Source organism: Pedobacter planticolens, from assembly GCF_014172375.1.
Taxonomy (GTDB): domain Bacteria; phylum Bacteroidota; class Bacteroidia; order Sphingobacteriales; family Sphingobacteriaceae; genus Pedobacter; species Pedobacter planticolens.
This window is the reverse complement of sequence record NZ_WNXD01000002.1, coordinates 17,236-41,866: the sequence shown is the minus strand read 5'-3', so window position 1 is coordinate 41,866 and position 24,631 is coordinate 17,236. Positions and strand designations below refer to the sequence as shown.

The window sequence follows — 24,631 nt, the reverse complement described above, 5'->3', positions numbered from 1 at the left end:
GTATAAATAATTAAATGATAATTGGTTAGAAAGTTACATTCAGACCAAAAGAATATATTGCAGGAACTGGGTATATGCCATTATCTGCACCACCACCTAAAATGTCTCCGATTTGAGCTTCTGGAGTGTAACCAGTTGCTTTTGTCCATGTTTTAACATTTTGGCCACTAACAAAAACACGTAATTTTTGTACACCTATTTGTTTCATCATGTTTGCGGCAAAAGTGTAGCCCAATTGTATATTACGTAAACGGAAGTAATCTCCAGGCTCTAAATAATAAGTGCTAAATAAATAGTTATTGGTACGATTTCTATTTAATATAGGTTCTATATTGCTAGTTCCAGCGCCTGTCCATGCATTTAATCGGTTACTTTCATAATTTAATTGCGCAAAATTCCCTGTTCTACGTTGAGTATAGATCATGTTGCCTGCAACTCCTTGGCCTTCAATTGAAGCATCAAACCCTTTGTAATTCATACTTAAGTTTAAACCATAACTATAAGGGGGAAAAGGTGTACCTAAATAGGTTCTGTCTAAAGCTGAAATAACTCCATCATGATTTACATCTTCATAAGAAATATCACCAGGAGCAGAATCGGCAAAGGCTCCTTTGCTAGCAATATCAGCAGATGTTTGGTAAATGCCTGTTTGTCTATATCCATAAAAATAACCAATAGATTTTCCGGTTTCGGTTACATTGATACCCCCATTACCTAAAATCTGGAAATTTGTTGCATTACCAACAGAATTGACAATGTTTTTATTGTAACTAAAATTACCTGAAATATTATAACCAAAATCATTTCCAATTTTATCATTCCAGCCTAAGCTAAACTCAATGCCTTTATTGGTTATTTTTCCAAGATTGGTAAAAGTAGGTTTGGTAGTTCCTGGTAAAGTTAATGAGGTTAAAATTCCATCAGTAGTTTTATTGTAATAAGTAATTTCAGTACTTAAACGGTTTTTTAAAGCCTTTATCTCTAAACCTATATCAGTTCCCTGAACAATCTCAAAACGTAAGTTAGGATCTGGGAAATAGGCCGTTGTAATAGCTGGATAGACATTATTGCCAAAAACAGCAACAACAGAAGTTGCTAATCCTTGTTGATAAAGATTTGCATCTACTCCATTCGAATTACCTAATCTACCCCACGCAGCACGTAGTTTTAAGAAATCAATTCCCTTAATATTGTCTTTAAAGAAATCCTCATCACTCGCAACCCATCCTAAACCGATACTGCCAAAAGTTCCCCATCTGTTTTCTGGAGCAAATCTTGAGCTACCATCTCTACGGATTGTTGCATTTAACAAATATTTGTTGTTGTAAGCATAGCTAACACGGGCAAAAGCGCCTACGTTAGATTCTTCTGCACCACCTCCACCATTAAATGTTGGATTGTTGGCATTGATGATATTATCAGATAAATACCAAAATTTTGGATCAAAAGGAACATTTAGAGTGGTATCTCTTCTAGAACCGCTCAACGTAGTGCTTGATGCGAAAACAGAAGTGAAACCAACAAGTGCATTAATTCTATGTCCGCCTTTAAGCTCTTTATTATAGCTTAAAGTATGATCTTGCTGATATTTTCTACTTTCAAACGTATTTTGACGAATTTCTGTCCTCGCTGCATTATCAAATGTAGTAGCAGTTGGTATTGCACCTTCACCTAGTCTGATGAAGTTAAAAGGAAGCGGTGTGTAACCTCTGGAATTATTAAACCCAAGATCTGTGTAAAAAGTAGATTTTAAAGTAAAGTCTTTTAGGAATTTGATTTCTGCATATACACTTCCATTAAATCTATAACCTCTGTTAATAGCACTATTTCTAGTGCGATTTAACTCTGCAACTGGATTTGGCACCTGACCAGATTGGAATGAAGGCATAGCATAATAAGTGTTTGCATCTGTTTGTATTGGTACGATTGGCGCAGCCCAAAGAGATCTATTTAATGTAGCAGATGTCGGTTCATTTCTCCAATGAAAACCTGTTAAATCTGCACCAACTTTAATGTTATCAGTTATTCTGATTTCTTCATTTAAACGAGCTATAAACTTTTTGTAGTTATTGTATTTTACAACTCCATCTTGATTGTTATAGCCTAAACTAAGCAAGGTTGTTGATTTTTCTCCATTGTTAGATATGCTCAATGAATTTGTATTAATAAATGCATCGCGAAGAATTTCATTTTGCCAATTTGTATTTGCAGTATAATTGGTATAGTCAAAAGGTGCTGAGCCTGTATTTGCTAATTGAGCAGAATATAGTTTTTTAAATCCTGCAGCATCAGTAACATCTATTGTATTTACTACGCGTTGTATACCTACTGTACTTTGAAAGTTAACAGTAGTTTTACCTCTTGCTGCTCTTTTTGTTGTTACTGCAATTACACCATTTGCACCTCTCAATCCATAAATTGCGGTAGAGGACGCATCACGTAATAAATCTATAGTTTCAATATCATTGGGATTTAGAAAATCGATATTATCTTGTAATAAACCGTCAACAACATATAGTGGATTTGCATTTTTGGTACTCGAAATCCCTCTTAAACGAACTACAGGACTTGATCCAGGTGCTCCATTGTTTACTACCGTCATTCCAGGAACTTTTCCTTGTAATGCGGAAATAGGATTTGTGACTGCAAACTTTTCAATGTCAGCACCCTTAACACTTGAAATAGACCCAGTAACATCTACTTTTTTCTGTGTCCCATAACCTACAACAACAACTTGTTGCAAATCGTTGGCAGAAGTTTTAAGATCAACATTAATAGTGGTTCTATTGTTAATGGCAATCTCTTGCGTAACAAACCCAATATAGGTAAATACTAAAGTGCCATTTGCTGGCGCAATAATGGAGTAATTTCCATTAGCATCTGTTTGCACTCCGTTGGTTGTTCCTTTTATTATAACACTTGCCGATGGTACAGTTACGCCTGTATCATCTTTTACCACACCCTTAACTGTAACATTTTGGGCCGAAGCAGCGTTTAATAGGAATAAACAAAAGAAGGTTAAAACAGAAAATTTTGTAAAGATTTTTTTCATACTGTTGTTCATATTTGTTTAATTGATTAATCTAATTTTCTGTTTTTGTTTGATTATTACAAGTAATAGCACCTATACATTAATACATCAAAGTATTGATGAGTACTATCTCATACTCATAGATAAAATTGATTTTTGGCTCAAAAACGACGTTTTTAGAGTGATAACAAGAAAATTACAGGTACTACAAAATGAAATTTGAGAACACATGTTGATGTGAAGAAAATGGAGTTATGAGAGGTAATGATGTAGTACTAAAGTTCCATTAAAAACTCAGTTAAGTTTTTATCGTGTGGTACTTCTAATTTTTTGCGCAAACGATAGCGTCGTATTTCTACACCTCTAAGTGATATGTTTAAGAGTGAAGCCATTTCCTTACTGCTCATATTCATGTGCAGGTAAGCGCACAATTTTAAATCGTTTGGAACAAGATCTGGGTGGTTAGCTTTTAACTTTTTGAAGAAACTTTCATGGGCTTCATTGAAACTGCTTTCAAATAAATTCCAATCACGTTCATCATTCATTCCGTCATCAATTACTTTTTGAATTTTGCGAAGTTGATCTTCAGAAAGCTTTTTGCCGTTTTCATCTTTTAGCTTAGTCATTTCTTCACTTAACTTCTGCAGCAATTCGTTTTTATACACCAAACTCATTGCAGAATTTGCTAATTCTCTGTTTTTACCAGCTAGCTCTGCTTGTAGTTTTTCGGTTTGTATTTTGATGATTTGCTTTTCTGTAGCTTCAGCTTCTTTTTTTAGAAACTCTTCTTTTTCGAGTTGTAGCTTTTGAGAAATAGATTGTTGATCTCTATTTAATTTGGCTTCGTATATTCTTTTACCTGCTATCAGCGTAACTACACCAACTAAAGCGTAAAAAACAATAGCCCAATTACTGCCATACCAAGGAGGTAAAACAGTAAATTCAAAAACAGTAGTATCACTTATAGTTTCTTCATTTATTTTAGCTCGAACTTTAAAGGTGTAAGTTCCTCGGCTAAGGTTGGTGAAATCTTTTTGTGTTGCCGAACTCCAATCAGACCATTGTTTAGAATATCCTTCTAGGTAATATTGAAACTTAATTTTTGATTGGCGATAATAAGGCAATGAAAAAGAAATACGAATATTATTTCTACTAAATGGAATTTCAATGGTTTCTCCGCTACTTCCATTTTCTGTAATGGTAGAATACGTATCTGTAATATCTTCTATTTTCCTAATTAAAACCGAAGGCAATTTTAGTTTCTCTTGCTTGTTTTCGGCATTAGTGGTGTTATATATTACAAAACCATCATCCACACTAATGAGATAAATCTTGCTACTTATTTGACTGATGTTTTCATAATACTGCACCATTCGTCCATCTAGAATGCTAAATCTATTCGAATCGATCAATATTTTGCCCGGTTCACTTAAATTAACCAAGCTCATTTTACCATGATTAATAAACCAATATTTTTTTAAACCAGCATTGATAATTTTATTAGAAGAATAGAAACTGCCCAAATTTTTATTCAGTACATCATATTTGGTAAAGCGATTGCTGATTTCGTCGTACACAAGAAAACCTGAATCAGAAGAGAAAATAATCTTGTTCTCTACATTAAAAATGTTGATGTTATAATTTCCTGGCAAGCCATTTTTTTCATCGTAATACTTAATGTTGGTTGCTCTTTTTAAATCGGCACTTAACGTTAATTTGTATAAACCTTTATACGCATGGCTTATCCAAATATCTCCTTTTGTGTCTTGCTCCACATACCTAGATGGTGCATCGAAACCTAAAATTTTATGACTAAATTTCCAATTTCCAGCGGCGTCTTTTGCGAAAATAACCAGACCATTATACGTTCCCTGAATTAAGAAATTAGGATTTGAGTTTAGTTTTTTAATCGTCCATCCGCCACTAATACTCGATATTCTTTCCATTCTGTCGCCAACAATATTGAAAGTTCCATCATTGTGACCGCATATTAACTGACCATCTATTTCATTAAGTTCCCAAACTTGTCCTTGTGAATTGGGTATCAATTTAAAATCAAAAGAATTAAATAAGTTTCCGTTTTCAGGTAGCCAAGGGCTAGCGAATAAACCTTGATTTGTGCCTAAGTATATTTTGTTTTTTACGATTAAGCTTGAATAAACTGTACCGAACTGACCAGCTTTATCGAAATAGAAATATAGTGGAGAATTTAGTTCTATTCTATCAATTCCATTATCTAAACCCGCCCAAAGATTTTGTTCGTTATCTGCATATAAACTTAATATGGTATTGTTTTGCAGACCGCTGGATTTATTTATTCGTTGTACAACGTTTCCATCTTCATCAATAATAATTAAACCATTTAAAATGGTTCCGTAAGCATAATATTTGTTTAAAATTTTTACGCCGTTATTCAGTTGATAGGTTTTAAGAAACGAATTTGCAGCACTTACCATTGGGCTAATAGTTTGACCATCGTAAATGAAAAGTCCGTTTTTACTTGTGCCAATAATAAAACTGTTGTTTTTGTAAGGAAGAATAGAAAGTATACCTGTTTTTAAAAGCGTTTCACTTCCAACTAATGGAACTAAGTTTTTCCCTTGTAACTCAAAAAGACCTTTGCCTAAAACTTCAGCAAAAAGATGGCTTCCTACTTGATGCAGAAATAAAAATGCACTTGGCGCTTTAATAACACTTATTTTTTTGTTTTCGTAGCTATAAATAGTAGAAAAGGATTGAAAAATAATCTTTTTTCCAACCACATAAATCTTCCAAATTTCGTCCGTTATTTTGTTGGGTTTCGGAATTAAGTTAACTAATGACGTATAAGTAAGATGTTTATTTTGATAAGACCAATAGCCAAATTCGCCAAAACTTCCGGTATAAATCATTCCATTTGCATCTGTAGCTACGGCACGTACTATTTGACGATTTGGCATTTTATACTGTTGCCAGTATTTGCCATCGTACGTAAGTAAACCTTCGGCATTGCCAAAATACATTAACCCATTTTTGTCTTTTGCTATCGACCAATTCTGATTGCCTGATAAATAAGATGACTTAGGGTAATTTTGAACATAAGGAACTCCTATACTTTGTATATCGCTAGCCAAAAGGCTAGTTGTACTAAGTAGAAATGCCAAAAAGACAAGGAGATATTTAAAAGATTTATTTTTCATTTATAGCAAAAGCACGACGCTAAATCATTGCAAAATAAATATTTAAACTGTATAAATGATGATGGTATTGTTATTTCTTAATGAATGCAAAGAAAACAGCAAGGATTATTAGCGCAAATGCTACCATGTGATTCCATGCAATTTTCTCTGTTTTAAAAAATAAAATAGAGAAAATAAGAAACACACTAATTGAAATAGCTTCCTGAGTAATCTTTAATTGCATTAAACTAAACGGGCCGCCATTTTCTTTAAATCCTAATTTGTTTGCGGGTACTTGAAAAATATACTCAAACAATGCAATTCCCCAGCTAATGGCAATAATGGTAATTAAACCCAAACTTTTACTCCATTCCATATCCTTAAACTTTAAATGGCCATACCAAGCCAAAGTCATAAAGGTGTTGGAGATAAATAAGAACGCTATGGTTATGAATGCTCTCATGCTTTTGCAACTTGTTGTGGAACTTTTACATAATAGCCAGTTCCATCATATGGGCGTTTGCGAGGATGCGTGGTACATTCTACTGAACAGCAACCTTGTAAATTATCTCCGCACTCATCACACTGTGTAAAATGCTCATTGCACTCTGGGTTGGCACAATTAATCATTTTTGGTGTGGTTTTGCCACAGTTATAACATGTAGAAACTATGGTTGGATTAACAGAATTTACATCAACTGCTATACGATTATCGAAAACATAACATTTACCTTCAAAATCTTTTCCGCCAGCTTCTTTACCATATTTAATAATACCGCCATGTAGTTGATACACATCTGTAAAACCGTGGTGCAATAGCAAAGCTGATGCCTTTTCGCATTTAATGCCGCCAGTACAATAGGTCATTATCTTTTTGTCCTTGTATTTTGCTAATGCATTAATTTGATCTGGAAAATCACGAAAGTTCTCAATATCAAGGGTTACTGCGTTTTTAAATTTGCCTAAATTATGCTCGTAATTAGAGCGAACATCTAAAACAATTACATCATCACGGTCTAACATTTCGCTAAACTCGGCAGGTTCTAAATATTTACCTGTTTTTTCATTAGGATTGATAATGCTGGTATCGCGTAAGCCAGAATGCACAATTTCAGCTTTATATCTACAGTGCATTTTAATGAAAGAAGGTTCGGTAACCTCATCAATTTTAAAATCTGTTTTAGCAAAACGCTCGTCGGCTTTTAAATGCCTCATATAAGTTTCGCAAGCTGCTGCAGTTCCAGAAACAGTCCCATTTAACCCTTCTTCGGCAACAATAATGCGACCTACAAGGTTTAAAGATTTACAAAAAGCTAAATGATCTGTAGCAAATTGTTCTGCATTTGCTATTGGCGAATAGCAATAATAAAGTAAGGTGTTGTATATCATAATTCATTGATACCGCTGCAAACGGCGTTTAATGCGTGGCAAAGATAAGTAAATTAGTCAGGAAGACTGAAAGTCCGGAAGTTTAATTTGCAACTTTCTATAATTGGCTTTAAAAACTTCGGACTAAAGACCTCGGACTTTCGGACTAATTAAAATCCATACGTTATCCTGAACCCTTGGTCAACCTTTTTATTTCCATCGTATGCATAGCCATAACTTGCTCCAAAACCTAAACGTTCAACGCCAAAATAAAACTCTTTGTAATTTCTTTTACCCGGTTGAGTTAAATAGTTTACACCTACAATTTCTTCTAATTTTAACTTGCGTAACAATGGGATTTTATTAATCATAAAGCCAGCAAAGTTATGCTCAAAATGAACTTCTACATACTCACGACTTGTACTGTATTGATAAAAGTCTAAAAATCTAAATTTCCTTAAGTTAGGGGGGAACACTGTCGAATTATTTCCTCTAAAATGTTTGCTATCTGGATAAAAAACAGAGGTATTATTTAAAAATTTACCTGCGCCTACCACAAAAGAAGAATAACCTAATAAACCTGTGCTAATACGGTCCTGATAGATTTCTAAATTTACCAAATCATAATCTACATCACTACTTAAAATGCCTTTAATCCCTTTGGTATAACCTAATTGAAAACGAGGATATTTCGATTCTTGATAGAATTTTCCATCTGGTCTAGTGATATATTTTTGCCCAATTGTATACGTTAATCCTGCCGAAATACTTACAGCAGTATATGTTGGAAATAATGGTGTTTCAGAGTTTGGAGTAAACGGATTGTTGGATGTATATTCTTCATCCTTAAGATCTCGAAGTTTATAATTACTGGTATTTTTTAAAGTATAGTTTTTATTGTAATCTATACTTGCCGAAGCTTGTAAACCATCTGCTAATTCTCTTGTAGTATTAATATTGGCAAACTCTTTTTTATAAAACTTAGAAAGATTTCTTTCAAAAAGTAGCGTATTAATGGAATTAGAAAGTAAACTCATCGAACCATATCTATTAAGATCTGAAATATCTGAGCCAAAACTTGCACCTATGCTCGCTCGTTTTAGTGGATCGTAATAATAACTCCCGCTTAAATTTGCTGTAAAAACATGATTAGAAAACCCATAACGAACTTCTGGTCTAATGGTATAGGTTTTTCTATCCTCTAAAACTTTTCGAAAGGTTACGCCGTATTTTAATCCAAATCCTTCAACTGTGTTATAAAAAACAGACCTAATAATTGGATCGAAATGGATATATTTTTTCTCGTATCGTTTATTAATATCGTATCCAGTTAATAACATTTTTACGATGCCAAATTCATTATGCTCTTTCTCTACAGAATCGAGGTAACGTTTAGATGTTTTACGCAGAGCGATACTGTCCTTCTTCTTATAATCGAACTTTTCTTCATCAGTTAACGGAATTGGACGAATATTCATCCAATACAATGAATCCTTTTTATTAACTGCTTTGGTCACCTTTAAAATCTCTGCCGTAAAATAATTTTTAGGGAAATTCGGATGAATATCGTAATTGCTATAAATACCTACATAATAACCTTCAAATTTAAAGCCGAGCACATTTCCATTAAATTGAAATTTAATATCTGAAGGCATGTAAACATTCTCGATTTTTATAAACTGCTGACTTATATTTAATGTATCTACAAAATTGATCCCTGCTGCTTCTGTTAAATTAAGATTTGTGCCCATTAAACGCCAACTATCATCAGCTATATAAACAATGCCTCTAAAAACTGGGTCATTTGTACGACGAGGGATTACCTCTATTTTATTAATAGTTACGCCATTTTCTTCTGTCGTTCCTAAAAGTTTGTATTTGTAATAGAATAAGGCATTATCCGCAATTGGCGAAACAAAACTTCTGGCACTTAACCCACTTCCTTCCAATAATAAGTTTTCGTAAAAATTGATAATTAAATCTGATGCCTTATTAAAACTGAAAGAGTTATTTCTGCCAGAAACTTTAGAAGAAACCATTTCTTCATGAATTTTATTTGGGCGCTTAAAACTGAAAACAGATTGAGATTCTGATAAATATAAAATCCCTTTTCTGTTGGTATCTAAATCAAGTGTTTTCTGAATATCCCTACCAAAAAACTTCTTTGGAGCGCCTACTAATTTTTGCAATCCTTTAATATACACATTACTACTATACGAATCCACTTCGTTTAAATGGGTTTTCCTATTTTTAATAGCTTGTCTAATTATTTCGTAAGCAGGATCTTCGGCATTTGGCCTAATGACTACGTTTTTAAGCGTATAGCTTTCTGATGCAAGCTTCTGGTTTAGCGTTAAATCAGTAGTAAGATTTACACTATGTTCAATAGTTTTAAATCCAATTGCCTTATATACAAGTGTATAATCTCCTTTGTCGAGTGTAAGTTTATAAACGCCATCTGCATTTGCAGAAACACCTTTAGCCGTATTTTTTACATAAACTGATGCAAAAGGGATAATTTCACCACCGGCCTCTGTTATTTTACCACTAATTTGATATTGTTGAGCTACTGAAACATTATAAAAGGCTAACATTAAAATTAGCAGGAGGTTAATTTTATTCATAAAAGGTGATAAAGTATAAATATCGGCTAAGTTCTAGAAGTTAACACAAATAATATGTTAAAGTTTGTTAACGAGTAAAATATTATATTTTTGCAAAGCGAATCGTTATTCCTACGATTGATACCTCCAAAATATAAAATCATGTATAAAACTCTACAACCTGTATTACAAAAAGAACTCGAAGAAATAGAAAATGCTGGCTTATTTAAACGCGAACGCATAATTACCACACCACAAGGCGCAGATATTAAAGTGAGCACTGGCGCTGAGGTAGTTAACTTTTGTGCGAATAATTATTTAGGCTTGTCATCTCATCCAAAAGTAATTGAAGCTGCTAAAAAAGCGATAGACGATTATGGATATGGAATGTCCTCGGTTCGTTTTATATGCGGTACACAAAATATTCACAAAGAGTTAGAAGCTAAAATATCTGAATTTTTAGGTACAGAAGATACGATTTTATACGCTGCAGCTTTTGATGCTAACGGAGGTGTTTTCGAACCTTTGTTTAATGCAGAAGATGCTATAATTTCTGATGAATTAAACCACGCTTCTATTATTGATGGCGTTAGACTTTGTAAAGCGCAACGTTTCCGTTATAAAAATGCTGATATGGCAGATTTAGAAGCGCAATTAATTGCTGCTAAAAATTGCAGACATAGAATAATTGTAACCGATGGTGCTTTTTCTATGGACGGTTCGGTTGCTCCGCTTGATAAAATTTGCGATTTAGCAGATAAATATGAAGCATTGGTAATGATTGATGAATCGCATTGTACTGGTTTTATTGGTAAAACAGGTCGTGGTACTCACGAACATTTCGGTGTAATAGATCGCATTGATATTATTACAGGTACATTAGGTAAAGCTTTAGGTGGCGCATCTGGCGGATTTACCTCAGGCAAGAAAGAAATTATCGATATGTTACGTCAGCGTTCACGCCCATATTTATTTTCAAATACATTAGCTCCAGCAATTGCAGGTGCATCTGTAGCGGTTTTAGATATGCTAAGTGGAACTACCGCTTTGCGTGATAAATTAGAAAACAACACTAAATATTTCCGTGAAAAAATGACGGCCGCAGGTTTTGATATTAAACCAGGTTTTCATCCAATTGTTCCGGTAATGCTATATGATGCTAAAATTGCACAAGCTTTTGCTGCAAAAATGCTCGAAGAAGGAGTTTATGTAGTAGGATTTTTCTATCCAGTTGTTGGACAAGGCAAAGCCCGAATTAGAGTTCAACTTTCTGCAGGGCATGAGCAACATCATTTAGATAAAGCAATTGCTGCATTTACAAAAGTTGGTAAGGAATTAGGCGTTATTTAGTGTTTCCATTTTATTTTTAAATCAAGTTATGAAAAGCATCTCGAAAGTTATTGCTATAGGATTTCTAGTACTGATGCTTTTCGCAACTTGTAAAAAAGTGGAGGAACCTTCTTATCAAACTAAAGCTGAGGCTCAACTATTTTCAAATTTAGCATACGGTAGTGATACAAAACAAACCATGGATGTTTATTTGCCGCCAAATCGAACCTCAAATACGAGCGTAATTATTTTAGTGCATGGCGGAAGTTTTATTGGTGGTAGCAAAAGTGATTTTAATCAGCAGGCACTATATTTAGCAAGTTGTGGCTACGCTGTTTTAAATGTAAATTATAGGTTGGTAAATGGAATAGGATTAACTGATAGATTAGAGCCATTGCATATAGCAAGCGAAATAAAGATAAAAGATCAAGTTAATGACGTAGCGACTATTGTAGATTTTGCAATTGCGCATGCCAAAGAATGGGTGGTTAGCAACAAGCGAATTGCACTTGCAGGCCATAGTGCTGGTGGTACTTTAGCCTTATTGTATAGTTACGATGCAAGAAATACAGGTAAAGTTCAAGCCATATCAAATATGGCAGGAGCTTTAGATTTAGTTTTTACAAATGTTTCAAATTGGCAACTGTATCCTTCTTATGTTTTTGAGGGTGGTTACCGTTACACGGGATTTGATATTTCAGTAGCTAATGAGAAATATTACAAAGATATCAGCCCCTTATTTAGTGCAAATGCGAATAAAAAGATATCAACTTTAAACATTTTTCCACAAAATAATACGGTAATGGGATTGCCAAACCAAGATTTATCAACCTACGATAGATTTACTGCAAGATTAGATGAACTTAAAGTGCCTAATGAATTTTTGTATGTTGAAGGTGCCGATCATAATTTTTCACAAACTGGTAAATGGCAACTTGTACTTGATTCAACAGTCGCCTATTTCAATAGAAATATAAAATAACTCTTTACAGATTAATTCTCGGGTTCTTAGTTCATTTTCTTGTAATAAATACGTTTCAAGTTAATATTTGAACCGACAGCATATAAAATATTTCTATAAATAGCTGTATATTTGGCAGATGTTACAAGACCAGATTACACAGTATACGGCAGAAATCAATTCATTTGATACTACTAGTGCCGAAGAACTGGAACAATTCCGCATTCGTTTTTTAGGAACCAAAGGTATTATTAAAGATATTTTTGATGAATTTAAAGCGGTTTCTCCTGAAGAAAAAAGAACACTTGGTAAAGTATTAAATGAGTTTAAGCAATTAGCCGAAGCGAAATATCAATCGTTAAATGAAAGTATTGCAGACTCGGGGATAAAGACTGAAGACTCAAAACTGGACATGACTTTACCTGGCGAAGGCTTTGAAGTAGGTGCTCGTCACCCTTTGGCTTTAGTGAGAAGAGAGATTATAGAAATATTTAATAAGCTAGGATTTAGCGTTGCCGAAGGTCCGGAAATTGAAGACGATTGGCATAACTTTTCTGCGTTAAATTTCCCAGAAGAACATCCGGCAAGAGATATGCAAGATACTTTCTTCATCCAAAAAGGAGGAGAAAAGGGCGATATCGCTTTGCGTACACACACTTCATCTGTACAAGTGCGTATGATGGAAGCTGGTCAGCCACCATTTAGAGCGTTGATGCCAGGTCGTGTATACCGTAACGAAGCAATTTCTGCAAGAGCACATTGCTTTTTTCATCAAGTAGAAGGATTATATGTAGATGAGAATGTTTCATTTGCAGATTTGAAACAAACCTTGTTTTATTTCGTTCAAGAACTATACGGCGAAGGAACAAAAGTGCGTTTCCGCCCATCTTATTTTCCTTTTACAGAACCAAGTGCAGAGATGGACATTTCTTGTACCATTTGTAAAGGAGCAGGATGCCAAATGTGTAAATATAGTGGTTGGGTAGAGATTTTAGGTTGTGGTATGGTAGATCCTAATGTATTGGAAAACTGCGGAATTGACAGCAAAAAATACAGTGGTTTTGCATTCGGGATGGGTATAGAACGTATCGCTAATTTAAAATTCGAAATTAAAGATTTGCGTTTATTCTCTGAAAACGATGTTCGTTTCTTAAAACAGTACAAAACTGCAATTATATAATGAATAGGCTGATCGGTTTATTTTTGATTGTTTTACTTGGCACATCTTGTGCTAAAGAAGAAAATCTAATACCCGATGTGCCAGTAAATTTTAGTGCACCATTAACAGATCCAAGATTAAGCCGATTAAGCGCAGCAGGTGGTGCGGTAAGTTTAACTAGTTATGGCGTTGCAGGTATTGTAATTTATCGCAGGGCTGATAATGCTTACGTAGCTTACGATCGTTGCAGTACCGTAAATCCACAAGCAAAAAATGCAGTTAATATCGATGATCCTAATTTAACGGCAACTGATCCTATATCTGGAGCTAAATATTCTTTATACGATGGCAGTCCAGTAAAAGCACCTGCTAAAACATCATTAAAACAATACAATGTTACCATTGCGGGTAATACTATACAGGTAATTAATTAATGGAACCAGAAAAAATAAAAGAAAGCATTATAAGAGCTGCTAAAGAGCTGTTCAGAAAATATGGTTACCATAAAACCAGTGTAAATGAGATTGCCAAAAAAGCACGTATTGCTAAAGCAACTATTTACAAGTATTTCGATAGCAAAGAGCAAGTTTTAGATGCTATTTTGATGGATTACCTAGATGTAAATCTTCATGAAATTTTAAGCAATAAAGTAACTTTTGCAAATGAAGAAGAACATTTAAAAGCATTAGTAATGAAAACCTGCCGTTTGTCATACACAGTTTGTAATGAGTTTATTGGTTGGGATTTCGTTCGTGAAAATGCCAATTCTCAAGAGTTCTTAAAACATCTTTCAGATCAACTAGAAGCACTTTTACTTTCGGCCTATTTAGAACTTGATCATTTTAAAAAGAACCCAGCTCGCCGTGGCGGATTGGCATTTCTTCTAAAAGCCAGCAAAAGCATAGTTTTCTCTTTCGCTTTCACTTCAGTTAGCGATGCCGATGTGCGCAAGAACTTTGTCACTTTCCAAAAAGAGTTATTGCCTTACTTGGTTAAGGCGGCATTGTAATTATTTGCCATCCATTTCTCATTAGAAACTTTTTATTAACTTGGATGTTCATGAGAAGAGCAATAATTTTAATAATTTTTATTTGTAGCTCAGTTATTAATTCAAGTTACGGTCAGGTTTCTGATTCTACATTATTAATAGGCAAACCAGCATTTTACTTAGTTTCGGATACAACTATTAGAATTGAGTTAACAAATTCTTTGAAAGGTTTTTTGAGAACTAGAAATGATACATCTAAACCTAATCCATACATAGATAAAGCATATTTAGCAAAAGATAATGCTCCATTTAATTGGTTGTTTAATGCTGAGGGTAAGATGCCAAATGGCGAGAATTTTTTCACACCCACTTTGTTAGCAATAATGCCTATTGGTAATGAAAAGTATATACTTAAACTTGCCTATATGGGTGCTGACGAGAAGCAACTTAACATTCCAAAATTAAATTTAATTACAACACTTGAAGCAAGGAAAAACAGTAATGGATATTTCTTCTATAATGCAATTGACTATAACACGAGGTTATATAATGTAAAACAAGTTGGTGACATTAAATATATCTATCCAAATAAATTGAATGATGATAAAGCAAAGGAGATGAATAGTTTTAATACATCTTTTGCCAAGAAATTTAATGTTAAGCCTTTAAAAATAACATATTATAAATGTGATGATCCTGAGCAGTTATTTAAAATGTTGGGTTATGATTATATTGAAAATATGTATTATTCTTTGTCTGGCGGATTCGCACATCAATGGACAAATACACTATTTGCAGGGAATAATTCAGAACTATATAAACACGAAGCTGTTCATTTTTATACATCGGTTTTGTTCCAGCATCAATTTAGAGAGGTAGATGAAGGATATGCCACTTATATAGGTGGTTCTGGTGGAATAGACATAGATAAATTAGCAGTTTTTGCTAAAACATATATTGCTAAAAATCCTAAAGATGATATTGGAGATTTAGCAACCAACTTTAAAATTCGTGTAGATGGAGGTGTTCCAATTACTTATATTTTAAGTGCACTTGTTTGTAAAGACATCGAAGAGAAACTAGGAATTGAAGGGATAAAAAAGTTATTCAGTCCAGAACCACAAGAGGATTATTTTGCAACTCTAAAACGTGTAAATGGGATTAGTAAGGAAGAGTTTCCTAATTACATTAAAACATTGTTGGCTAAATATTAAGTTTCTGAGAGACCATTTTTTGTGCTTTCGTCATGTCGACTGAAGCGAAGCTGAACGGAGAGATCTTTTCCAAATGCATAATTCAAAGATTTCTCCACTAAGGTCGAAATGACGGAAAACGCTTATACTATCAGTTGCTGTCTCACCACTCGAAATCCAAAACCAACTTTTCAAATCTTTCTAAACTTACCATCTTGCTCAATTGTAAGTTTAAACACGTAATTATTTTAAGTTTCCAAATCTTTTATGGTATTAGAAATAGAAAACTTTCTTTCGATTGTTCTTTACAATTGCATCGTAAAAGGATGCAAAATGGTTAAGGGTTGGGACGGACTTAGTTCGGGGTTAGTTCGGAGTTGGTTCGGACTTGTGACAATTGAACCCGAATTAACCCCGTCGCAAGTGCGAACAAAAGCCGAGCTAATAATTAAGCTCTTAAGAATGTGGTATTTTTCCTTCTCATAATCGTTAATATTCTATATTAGTTGTTATAACTTCTTTTTTCTGTCGGTTTGTGTATCACTGACCGAAATAATATTTGTGGTACTTTAATGCAAAGATTTCTCTACTAATGTCGAAATGACAGAAAAACTTAACAGAAAATTAACATATACCGTTTTGGTTTTTGGTTCATAATAAGCTATATTTGTATAATTATCAACATAAAACGCAATGAGCAAAGAAACTTTAGAGATTTCTGTAATGGTTGATGAACAATTTGATATGAGCTTTAACTTAGTAGAAGGCATTTTTGGATTAATCCTTAGAGTTTTTGGGAAGTAAGAAAATCAGTTGATTGTTTAGCTATGATAACGAGTTGCTCAAGCTCGAATGGGAAAATATGCTTTAAATTTTTAGCCACAGATTAGCAGATTTCTCCTAATTTATTTGTCTTATCTCTCTTTCCAAACCTTCTACCTTAAAGCCTTTTACCTTCTACCTTTTTATTATATTTGCAGCAATGAGTAGAAATAGAAAAAATGCTGAGCCGATACGGATTTCGGGACTGAGTATTATTGACATTGCCGAAGAGGGAAAAGGTGTTGGCAAAGCCGATGAATTGGTCATTTTTGTTGACAAAGCCGTTCCAGGTGATGTGGTTGATGTGCGTATAGTAAAAAAGAAAAAGAACTTCGCAGAAGCTATCGTTGAAAATATTCAAACCCCATCAGAACTTCGTCAAGATCCTTTTTGCAGTCATTTTGGTACATGTGGCGGGTGTAAATGGCAACACATGGATTATGAGGCACAATTAAAATTTAAGCATAAAAACGTAGAGGCTGCCTTACAACGTTTGGCAAAAATTGATACATCTGCAATGGAGCCAATTTTAGGTTCGGCGGTGAATAGGTATTACAGAAATAAATTAGAATATACTTTCTCGAATAAACGTTGGTTAAATGCTACCGACATGGAATTTGAAGCGGAAGGCAGAGAAATGAATGCCTTGGGTTTTCACGTTCCATTACGTTTTGATAAGATTTTAGATATTGAGCATTGTTATTTACAAGCCGAGCCGAGCAATAGTTTGCGCTTAAGTGTTCGTGAATATGCGTTAAAAAACGAATTGAGCTTTTACGATTTACGTAATCATGAAGGTGCACTACGTAACTTGATTATTAGAACTTCGTCGACTGGAGAAGTAATGGTTGTGGTTGTTTTCGCTTATGCAGAACAAGAGCAAATTAAAGGTTTAATGGAACATTTAAAAGTTTCGTTTCCAGAAATTACCGCGTTACTTTACATTGAAAATCAGAAAAAGAACGATACTATTTTCGATCAAGAAGTAATTACCTATGCAGGCAGAGATCATATTTTTGAGCAAATGCCAGTGGAGAATGGTGGCGTAGTTAAATTTAAAATTGGTGCTAAGTCTTTTTATCAGACTAACTCTGAGCAAGCGTACGAATTATATAAAATAACGAAAGAGTTTGCTGGTTTTAAAGGCGATGAATTGGTGTACGATTTATACACTGGCGCTGGAACAATTGCTAACTTTATTGCGGGTAGCGTAAAGCAGGTTGTGGGTATTGAGTATGTGCCAACGGCGATAGAAGATGCTAAATTTAATGCGTCACTTAACGGAATTGATAATACAATTTTCTATGCTGGCGATATGAAAGACATTTTAACAGGTCATTTTATTGCAGAACACGGTAAGCCAGATGTGGTGATTACTGATCCGCCTAGAGCTGGAATGCATGCAGATGTGGTAGAACGTTTACTAGAAATGGAAGCTGAAAAAATTGTGTATGTAAGTTGCAATGCAGCTACGCAAGCTCGTGATTTAGCTTTATTGAAGGAGAAATACGATGTAGTGCGCATTAAGCCTGTAGATATGTTTCCGCATACACAACATGTAGAAAACGTAGTTTTATTACAACTGAAATGATGAAAAAATGTTGGATTTATTTAGTAGCAATTGCTGTATTAGCGGCCTGTAAAGGCAATGTTAAAACTGAAGAAAAGTCTGAAAAACAGCTTGATTCGGCAAAAGCAAAAATGATAGTTGATACCACAAAACAAGTGGTGGATACTATTTTACTAAGTAAAACTGATACTGCATTTGTGGTTAAAAATAAACTAATTAAAGATGATATTGGTGATAAACAAAAGCAATACATCATTCAAATATTTTTTACAAATGAGCATTGGCCAATATTAATTTATAAAAATGCAATTGGCGCAGATTTAGCTTTAACAGGAGATTTAAATGGTGATAATCAGCCGGAATTACTACTGAGACAAAAATGGTTTAGCAATTGCTGGGCAAGTATAAATCTGTTTTCATTAAAAAATAATGAATGGAAATTAGTTAAGAAAGGCAGCATGTATTTCTGTTCGGATAAATATCCGCTAACTAAAAGAATTGTGAAAACCGATAAAGGTTATGGCTTATTAACGGATAGCTTAACCGATGATAAATTTATTACACTAAAAAAAGAGATCAAGTTTTAAGATATGGAGAGTGAAGAGTTATTGGGCAATTTAAGCTCAGATGAGAATGGGGCGCCAAAAAAGGAAAAGAAAAGTCCGCTAGTAAGTTTAGAAAAGGACTTAACATTTTATGCTGATTCGATTAAAGAAGTAGCAGTAGAAATTATGGTGGAAGGGATTTCTACTACGCCAATTTTTATAGCACATCAACACGAAGTAAGTATTGGTGAAGTGATCTTAAATAGAGCAGATTTAAATACGGATTGGACAATTCAAGCGTCAACGTTAGAAGAGTTTATTCAGAAAGGAATTATTCACCCTGATAAGAAAGAACAGTTTTTGAAAACCTACAAAAAACCAGAAAACTTTATGTGTGTTTTTGTGGTAGTTCCAGAAGGAGCGAACTTTATTTATTATCCTTATCCGAAAGGGAAGTAGGTTGATGGTCGATAGTCCATGGTCTATAGTCCATTGACCATTAGCCAATATGTCAAAAAGCCAATAGTGCATCCACACTATTGGCTTTTCCTTAAACTAAAAACTAAACTAAAATTGTACTAATTAACGTGATTAATATCACCACTTTTTGAAGAAGTGGTTTTCTTTAATGACGCATTTCCTTTATAATTTACATCGCCACCGCCACTTGCGCCAGCTTCTAATGCTTTGTTTACATAAATATTAGCATCGGAACCACCACTCACATTTGCTTTGGCGTAATTTACAATATAGCCAAAAGCATCTACATCACTACCGCCACTAGCATTTAACTGCATATTTTCTCCGCTACCTTTTAAATCGGCATCGCTACCACCACTTACATTTAAAGTAAGATCTTTACAGGCAAGCGTTAATTTAAGATCAGAACCTCCACTTGCTCTTAAGTTCAATACATCAGCTTTTAACGTGTTTTGAGTATACACATCAGAACCGCCAGTTGCCGCTAAGCTTTTCAACGTTTTAAAATTCACATACACTTTAATGCTTTGGCCTTTAAATAGTTTGTTCCAATTCACTCCTTCTTTTTTCTTTATGGTAATAGCACTTCCATTTTGTTCTACAATGACATCTTTAATTAAATTGTTATCACCTTTTATGGTTAAGGTTTCGCTAGCACCTTGCGTTAGGTACAAATCTATTCCGCTACTTACGGTAATGGCATCAAAACTTTTTACACCTACATTTTTGCTTTGCGCTTTGGTGTTCATATAACTTAAAACGGCTATTAATACTAAACATGCCGATTTGGGTAAACTGCTAATTCTCATAATTTATTTCTTTAAGGGTTGTATTCATTAGACGCATGTACCTATGCAAACGTTGCAAGAAATTGAAATTATTTTTTTATTTGATTTTGAGGCTTAAAATCGTTCTTTTGTACAGTACAATAAAAGCGCTTAGCTATGCCCGAAAATCAAGTACTTATTTTAGATAAACAACAAATCGAACAAAAGATTAATCGCATTGCGTATCAGATTTTGGAAGATAATTTAGAGGAGAAGGAAATTGTATTGGCTGGTATTTGGGATCGTGGTTATAAACTCGCCCTGCGTTTAAAAACTGTGCTACAAGAGATTGCAGGCTTTAAAGTGACTATGCTCCGTGTGGATCTCGAAAAACAGAATAGCAAATTAGTAGCAAAAACAGATTTACAGGAAACAGAGTGGAAAAATAAAGTAATTATTTTGGTTGATGACGTTTTGAATAGCGGAAAAACATTGGCTTATGGTTTAGGCGTTTTCTTAAATACTCCTCACAAAAAAATCCGTACAGTAGTATTAGTCGATAGAAGCCATAAGATTTTTCCAATTGCTACAGATTTTGTAGGATTAGAACTTTCTACCATTTTAAAAGAACATGTGGATGTTGTTATGGATGTAGCAGGAGAGGAAGATCGAGTTTATTTGAGCTAACTGACTAAGTGAATAAATTTGCAAATCAGCCCAATTTTTTGCAATTTCCCTAAATGTATCATTCTCGTAAAAATGGTTTTATCTTTCACTGTTATTCATGGTATATCAATTATATCTTAAAGAAAGATTTCTCTGCTTTTACCCATAATCAGCTAGTTATTAAGGAAGATGAAGCCGTTTTGTTGTTAGCAAATCGTTTCAGTTGGTGGGATGGTTTTATGCTGTTTCAATTAAATAAAAAAGTATTTAAAAAAGAGTTTCACGCCTTAGTTACTACGGATGATTATAAACAACTAAACTATTTAAAATATTTTGGCTGTTTTGCTCCAGAAAGTAAAGGTAAAGATGTGTTGGAAACCTTACTATATGCAGGTTCTTTACTTGATGATCCGAAAAATTTAGTACTGATTTTCCCGCAAGGAAAAATTAAATCATCTTATGTAGATTCTATTGCATTTGAAAAAGGGGTGATGCAACTTGTAAATGCTTCTAAGAAGAAATTTCAAACGGTGTTTTCTGTTATCCTTACCGATTATTTCAACAATAGAAAACCTAAAGCCAAAGCGTATTTAACTACTTGGCAGGCCGAAGAATATATAAGTTTACAGTTGCTTAAAAGCGAATACAATAAACATTATGACGCTGCGGTTTTAAAACAAACGCAAAAAGCATCTTAAGCTTTAAATTCTCATGCTCTTTTTGTGTATTTTTGCAGGTGTAACTGTGGTAATTTAAAATGGGATACAATTTAAACGTAACAATCGATAAATCTTCTGGCTTTTGCTTTGGTGTGGTGTATGCGATAGACATGGCCGAAGACATTTTAGATAATGAGGAATATTTGTATTGTTTGGGCGATATTGTACATAATGACGAAGAAGTAGAGCGCCTAAAAGCGAAAGGACTTCGTATTATCGATCATGAGCAATTGCATCAACTTTCTAATGAAAAAGTATTGATTAGAGCGCATGGCGAAGCACCTTCGACCTATGAGTTGGCTTTAAATAACAATCTAACATTAATTGATGCTTCTTGTCCGGTAGTTTTAAAATTGCAAAATCGTATCAAAAACTCTCATGATGATGATGAGCAAATTCTCATTTTTGGTAAACATGGCCATGCAGAAGTTATTGGTTTACAAGGACAAACCAATGGGAAAGCAATTGTTTTTCAGGATTTAGCAGAGCTAGATGAAATGAAATTGCCCAATAAATTCACTTTGTATAGCCAAACCACAAAAAGCACCGATAAATTCTATCAAATTAAAGATGAATTATTAAGTAGAGGTTATGATGTAAAAGCGAACGACACCATTTGCCGACAAGTTTCTAATCGGTATGAAGAGTTAGAGAAGTTTGTGGCAGATTTTGATAAAATTATATTCGTGTCGGGCAAAAAATCATCAAATGGAAAAGTTTTATATGATGTTTGCAAAAAATACAATACCAACTCTTACTTTATTTCCAATGTAGAAGAATTGGATAAAAATTGGTTTGCACCAAATGATAAAATCGGTATTTGTGGCGCAACATCTACTCCAATGTGGTTAATGGAAAAAGTAAAATTAGAACTGGAATCCTTATAATCTCTTCTTCTCAATCATCAAAAAGTAAATATTCATTCCTTAAAGATTTACATAAGCACTATCATTTTCACAGATTTAACCTTTAGCGTATATTCGCCAAACAAAACATAATATGAGTAAAAAGGGAGTTTTATTAGTTAATTTAGGTACACCAGATAGTCCAGAAGTTAAGGATGTAAAAAAATACTTAGATCAATTTTTAATGGATGGTAGGGTAATCGATATCCCTAAATTTAATAGAACTCTTTTGGTAAAAGGAATTATCGTTCCTTTTCGCAGTCTTAAAACTTCTAAATTATATAAAGAGATTTGGGATGAAAAAGGCTCTCCATTATTGTATTACAGTAAAATTCAAACGCAATTAGTACAAGAAAAATTAGGCGATGATTATCAGGTAGAATTGGCAATGCGTTATCAAAATCCTTCTATAGAAAGTGCTTTAGAAAGATTAAAAGCTGGCTTAGTAGAAAGTATTAAGGTAATTCCGATGTTTCCTCAATATGCATCGGCAAGTACGGGTTCGGTTATGCAATTGGTAATGGAGTTGGTAAGTAAATGGCAAACTATTCCTCCAATTTCATTTGTAAATTCTTTTCACGATAATAATTTAATGCTTGAAGTGTTTGCTGAAAATGCAACTAAACATCAGCCTGAAACTTACGATCATGTCCTTTTCAGTTTTCATGGTTTACCAGAAAGACAATTGTTGAAATGCGACCATACGGGAAATTATTGCTTGAAAAATGATGATTGTTGCGAAACATTAAACGATACGAATAAATTTTGCTATTCGGCTCAAGGTCATCATACAGCAAGCTTAATCGCTGCAAAGTTAGGTTTGTCAAAAGATAAATATACTGTTTGTTTTCAATCGAGATTGGGTAAAGAGCCTTGGGTGCAGCCATATACAACAGACGTTTTAAAGAAATTAGCTGCAGAGGGCAAAAAGAGATTATTGGTTTTTAGTCCTGCATTTGTAGCCGATTGTTTGGAGACTTTATATGAAATTACAGTAGAATACCACGAAGAATTTAAAGCGCTTGGTGGCGAACATGTACAATTGGTAGAAAGCTTGAATGATCATCCAAAGTTTATTGAGGCATTAGTAGAATTAGCGAAAAACTAAAATTAAGCAATTGCTTTTACAATAATTTCTGTAGCTCCTTTTTTCTGCTCCACATATTTTTCCGCATCTGCGGATGCCATTTCATTTGCTTTGAAATAGTCGAAAGCGCTAATTAGTTCATCGGATGTAGATATACTTTTGGCTGCGCCGATGGCAATTAAATCTTTGGCTTCTTGAAATTTATCGTATTTCGGACCAAAAGTTACAGGTAATCCAAATGCTGCGGCTTCTAAAGTATTATGTATTCCTGCTCCAAAACCACCGCCAATATAAGCTACTTTAGCATATTGATATAAAGAGGAAAGCATTCCAATATTATCGATAATTAAAATTTGAGATTTGTTAGTAGTCAACTGTGAGCTAAGAGCTGAAAACTTTATAGCATTCGGAAATAGCTTTTCAATCTCTTCAATATGTGAAATTCCAATCTCATGTGGAGCGACTATAAATTTCCAATCTGGGTACTTTTCAGTTAAACTAACTAACAATTTCTCATCTTCTAGCCAGGTACTACCTGCTATAAAAGTTGGAGAATTGCCTAAAAAATATTCAACTTCTTGTATTTTTTTAGGTTGCTGAGCATTTTCATAAACTCGATCAAAACGAGTATCTCCACTTAAACTGACTTTATCAATTCCAATACTTTTTAAAAGAGAAACACTTTCTTCATTTTGTACAAAAAAGTGTGTTACAAATTTTAATATTCCTCTATAAAAACTACCATACCATTTAAAAAATACTTGATCTGGTCTGAAAATGCCAGAAATTAAATAAAGAGGAATTTGCTTTTCGTGTAGTACAGCAAAATAATGATACCAAAACTCGTACTTGGTAAATACAGCAAACTTAGGGTTTACGCTGTTTATAAATTTTTTGGCATTGCTTGCTGTATCTAATGGTAAATAAAAAACATCCGCCAATGCGTAGTTTTTTCTAATCTCATATCCCGAAGGAGAAAAAAAAGTGACTATAATTTTTTGAGAAGGATCATTGGATTTCAAATTTTCTAATACTGGTCTGCCTTGTTCAAATTCTCCTAAAGATGCAAAGTGAAACCATATTGGTCTATCATTACTATTGATTTTTCGTTGGATATTTTCAAAGATATTTTTCCTTCCAGCCACAAATAATTTGGCTTTGGCATTAAAAAGCGATGCCAACCTTAATAATAAGCCATATATTACAATCCCAATATTATAAATCCAAAGCATTTTGTGTCTTAATTTCTTATCTTCGTCCGAAGATAAATGAATAAATTT

21 protein-coding genes are annotated in these 24,631 nt (G+C 33.8%); 14 read left to right on the top strand and 7 right to left on the bottom strand.

All coding sequences use genetic code 11. The annotated features are described in order from the left end of the window. Positions 1-25: 25 nt before the first annotated feature. From GM921_RS08875 to GM921_RS08855, 5 genes are all read right to left on the bottom strand, one after another. Complete coding sequence (locus GM921_RS08875) at positions 26-3,052, bottom strand: SusC/RagA family TonB-linked outer membrane protein (protein ID WP_182922294.1); 3,027 nt, start codon at positions 3,050-3,052, stop codon at positions 26-28. A 254-nt stretch (positions 3,053-3,306) separates the two neighbouring features. Continuing rightward, on the bottom strand, positions 3,307-6,210 hold the full coding sequence (locus tag GM921_RS08870) for a ligand-binding sensor domain-containing protein (protein WP_182922293.1): 2,904 nt from the start codon (positions 6,208-6,210) through the stop codon (positions 3,307-3,309). Positions 6,211-6,280: 70 nt separating this feature from the next. Continuing rightward, positions 6,281-6,652: a DMT family protein gene (locus tag GM921_RS08865; RefSeq protein ID WP_182922292.1), complete on the bottom strand. Its 372-nt coding sequence runs from the start codon at positions 6,650-6,652 to the stop codon at positions 6,281-6,283. Then, a complete protein-coding gene (gene trhO / locus GM921_RS08860) occupies positions 6,649-7,578 on the bottom strand; it encodes an oxygen-dependent tRNA uridine(34) hydroxylase TrhO (protein WP_202985643.1) in 930 nt (309 codons plus the stop codon). The genes GM921_RS08865 and trhO overlap by 4 nt, the downstream gene beginning before the upstream one ends. Before the next feature lie 149 nt (positions 7,579-7,727). After that, complete coding sequence (locus GM921_RS08855) at positions 7,728-10,181, bottom strand: DUF5686 and carboxypeptidase regulatory-like domain-containing protein (RefSeq protein ID WP_182922291.1); 2,454 nt, start codon at positions 10,179-10,181, stop codon at positions 7,728-7,730. 141 nt (positions 10,182-10,322) lie between these two features. Between GM921_RS08855 and kbl the strand changes: the two genes are divergently transcribed. From kbl to GM921_RS08805, 10 genes are all read left to right on the top strand, one after another. Next, positions 10,323-11,510 carry a glycine C-acetyltransferase gene (gene kbl, locus GM921_RS08850; protein WP_182922290.1) on the top strand — a complete coding sequence of 396 codons (1,188 nt, stop codon included), beginning with the start codon at positions 10,323-10,325 and terminating at the stop codon, positions 11,508-11,510. A gap of 28 nt (positions 11,511-11,538) precedes the next feature. Continuing rightward, positions 11,539-12,471, top strand: a complete 933-nt coding sequence (locus tag GM921_RS08845) for an alpha/beta hydrolase (RefSeq protein WP_182922289.1) — start codon at positions 11,539-11,541, stop codon at positions 12,469-12,471. Between the two features lie 118 nt (positions 12,472-12,589). Continuing rightward, positions 12,590-13,630 carry a phenylalanine--tRNA ligase subunit alpha gene (gene pheS / locus GM921_RS08840; RefSeq protein ID WP_182922288.1) on the top strand — a complete coding sequence of 347 codons (1,041 nt, stop codon included), beginning with the start codon at positions 12,590-12,592 and terminating at the stop codon, positions 13,628-13,630. Beyond that, positions 13,630-14,043, top strand: a complete 414-nt coding sequence (locus GM921_RS08835) for a Rieske (2Fe-2S) protein (protein WP_182922287.1) — start codon at positions 13,630-13,632, stop codon at positions 14,041-14,043. Before pheS ends, GM921_RS08835 begins: the two co-directional genes overlap by 1 nt. Then, positions 14,043-14,618: a TetR/AcrR family transcriptional regulator gene (locus GM921_RS08830; protein WP_182922286.1), complete on the top strand. Its 576-nt coding sequence runs from the start codon at positions 14,043-14,045 to the stop codon at positions 14,616-14,618. Before GM921_RS08835 ends, GM921_RS08830 begins: the two co-directional genes overlap by 1 nt. Before the next feature lie 50 nt (positions 14,619-14,668). Next, entirely contained in the window at positions 14,669-15,811 is a 1,143-nt protein-coding gene (locus tag GM921_RS08825) for a hypothetical protein (protein ID WP_182922285.1), read from the top strand. A 672-nt stretch (positions 15,812-16,483) separates the two neighbouring features. Next, a complete protein-coding gene (locus GM921_RS08820) occupies positions 16,484-16,594 on the top strand; it encodes a phenylalanyl-tRNA synthetase subunit alpha (protein ID WP_182922284.1) in 111 nt (36 codons plus the stop codon). A 178-nt stretch (positions 16,595-16,772) separates the two neighbouring features. Further along, positions 16,773-18,203 (top strand): 23S rRNA (uracil(1939)-C(5))-methyltransferase RlmD, encoded by a 1,431-nt coding sequence (rlmD, locus tag GM921_RS08815; RefSeq protein ID WP_182922283.1) that lies wholly within the window; start codon positions 16,773-16,775, stop codon positions 18,201-18,203. Further along, positions 18,200-18,769, top strand: a complete 570-nt coding sequence (locus GM921_RS08810) for a hypothetical protein (protein ID WP_182922282.1) — start codon at positions 18,200-18,202, stop codon at positions 18,767-18,769. Before rlmD ends, GM921_RS08810 begins: the two co-directional genes overlap by 4 nt. Positions 18,770-18,772: 3 nt before the next feature. Further along, entirely contained in the window at positions 18,773-19,186 is a 414-nt protein-coding gene (locus tag GM921_RS08805; protein WP_182922281.1) for a hypothetical protein, read from the top strand. A gap of 119 nt (positions 19,187-19,305) precedes the next feature. Here the strand turns inward: GM921_RS08805 and GM921_RS08800 are convergent, their stop codons facing one another. Then, positions 19,306-20,016, bottom strand: coding sequence for a head GIN domain-containing protein (locus GM921_RS08800; RefSeq protein ID WP_182922280.1), 711 nt, complete (start codon positions 20,014-20,016; stop codon positions 19,306-19,308). A gap of 135 nt (positions 20,017-20,151) precedes the next feature. Between GM921_RS08800 and GM921_RS08795 the strand changes: the two genes are divergently transcribed. From GM921_RS08795 to hemH, 4 genes are all read left to right on the top strand, one after another. Further along, positions 20,152-20,661 (top strand): phosphoribosyltransferase family protein, encoded by a 510-nt coding sequence (locus GM921_RS08795; protein WP_182922279.1) that lies wholly within the window; start codon positions 20,152-20,154, stop codon positions 20,659-20,661. Between the two features lie 53 nt (positions 20,662-20,714). Next, on the top strand, positions 20,715-21,338 hold the full coding sequence (locus GM921_RS08790) for a lysophospholipid acyltransferase family protein (protein ID WP_182922278.1): 624 nt from the start codon (positions 20,715-20,717) through the stop codon (positions 21,336-21,338). Between the two features lie 59 nt (positions 21,339-21,397). Then, entirely contained in the window at positions 21,398-22,246 is an 849-nt protein-coding gene (locus GM921_RS08785) for a 4-hydroxy-3-methylbut-2-enyl diphosphate reductase (RefSeq protein WP_182922277.1), read from the top strand. Between the two features lie 112 nt (positions 22,247-22,358). Beyond that, positions 22,359-23,372, top strand: coding sequence for a ferrochelatase (gene hemH, locus GM921_RS08780; protein ID WP_182922276.1), 1,014 nt, complete (start codon positions 22,359-22,361; stop codon positions 23,370-23,372). 2 nt (positions 23,373-23,374) lie between these two features. On the opposite strand, the gene GM921_RS08775 is transcribed toward hemH, so the two are convergent. Further along, positions 23,375-24,583 (bottom strand): 3-deoxy-D-manno-octulosonic acid transferase, encoded by a 1,209-nt coding sequence (locus GM921_RS08775; RefSeq protein WP_182922275.1) that lies wholly within the window; start codon positions 24,581-24,583, stop codon positions 23,375-23,377. Positions 24,584-24,631 lie beyond the last annotated feature (48 nt).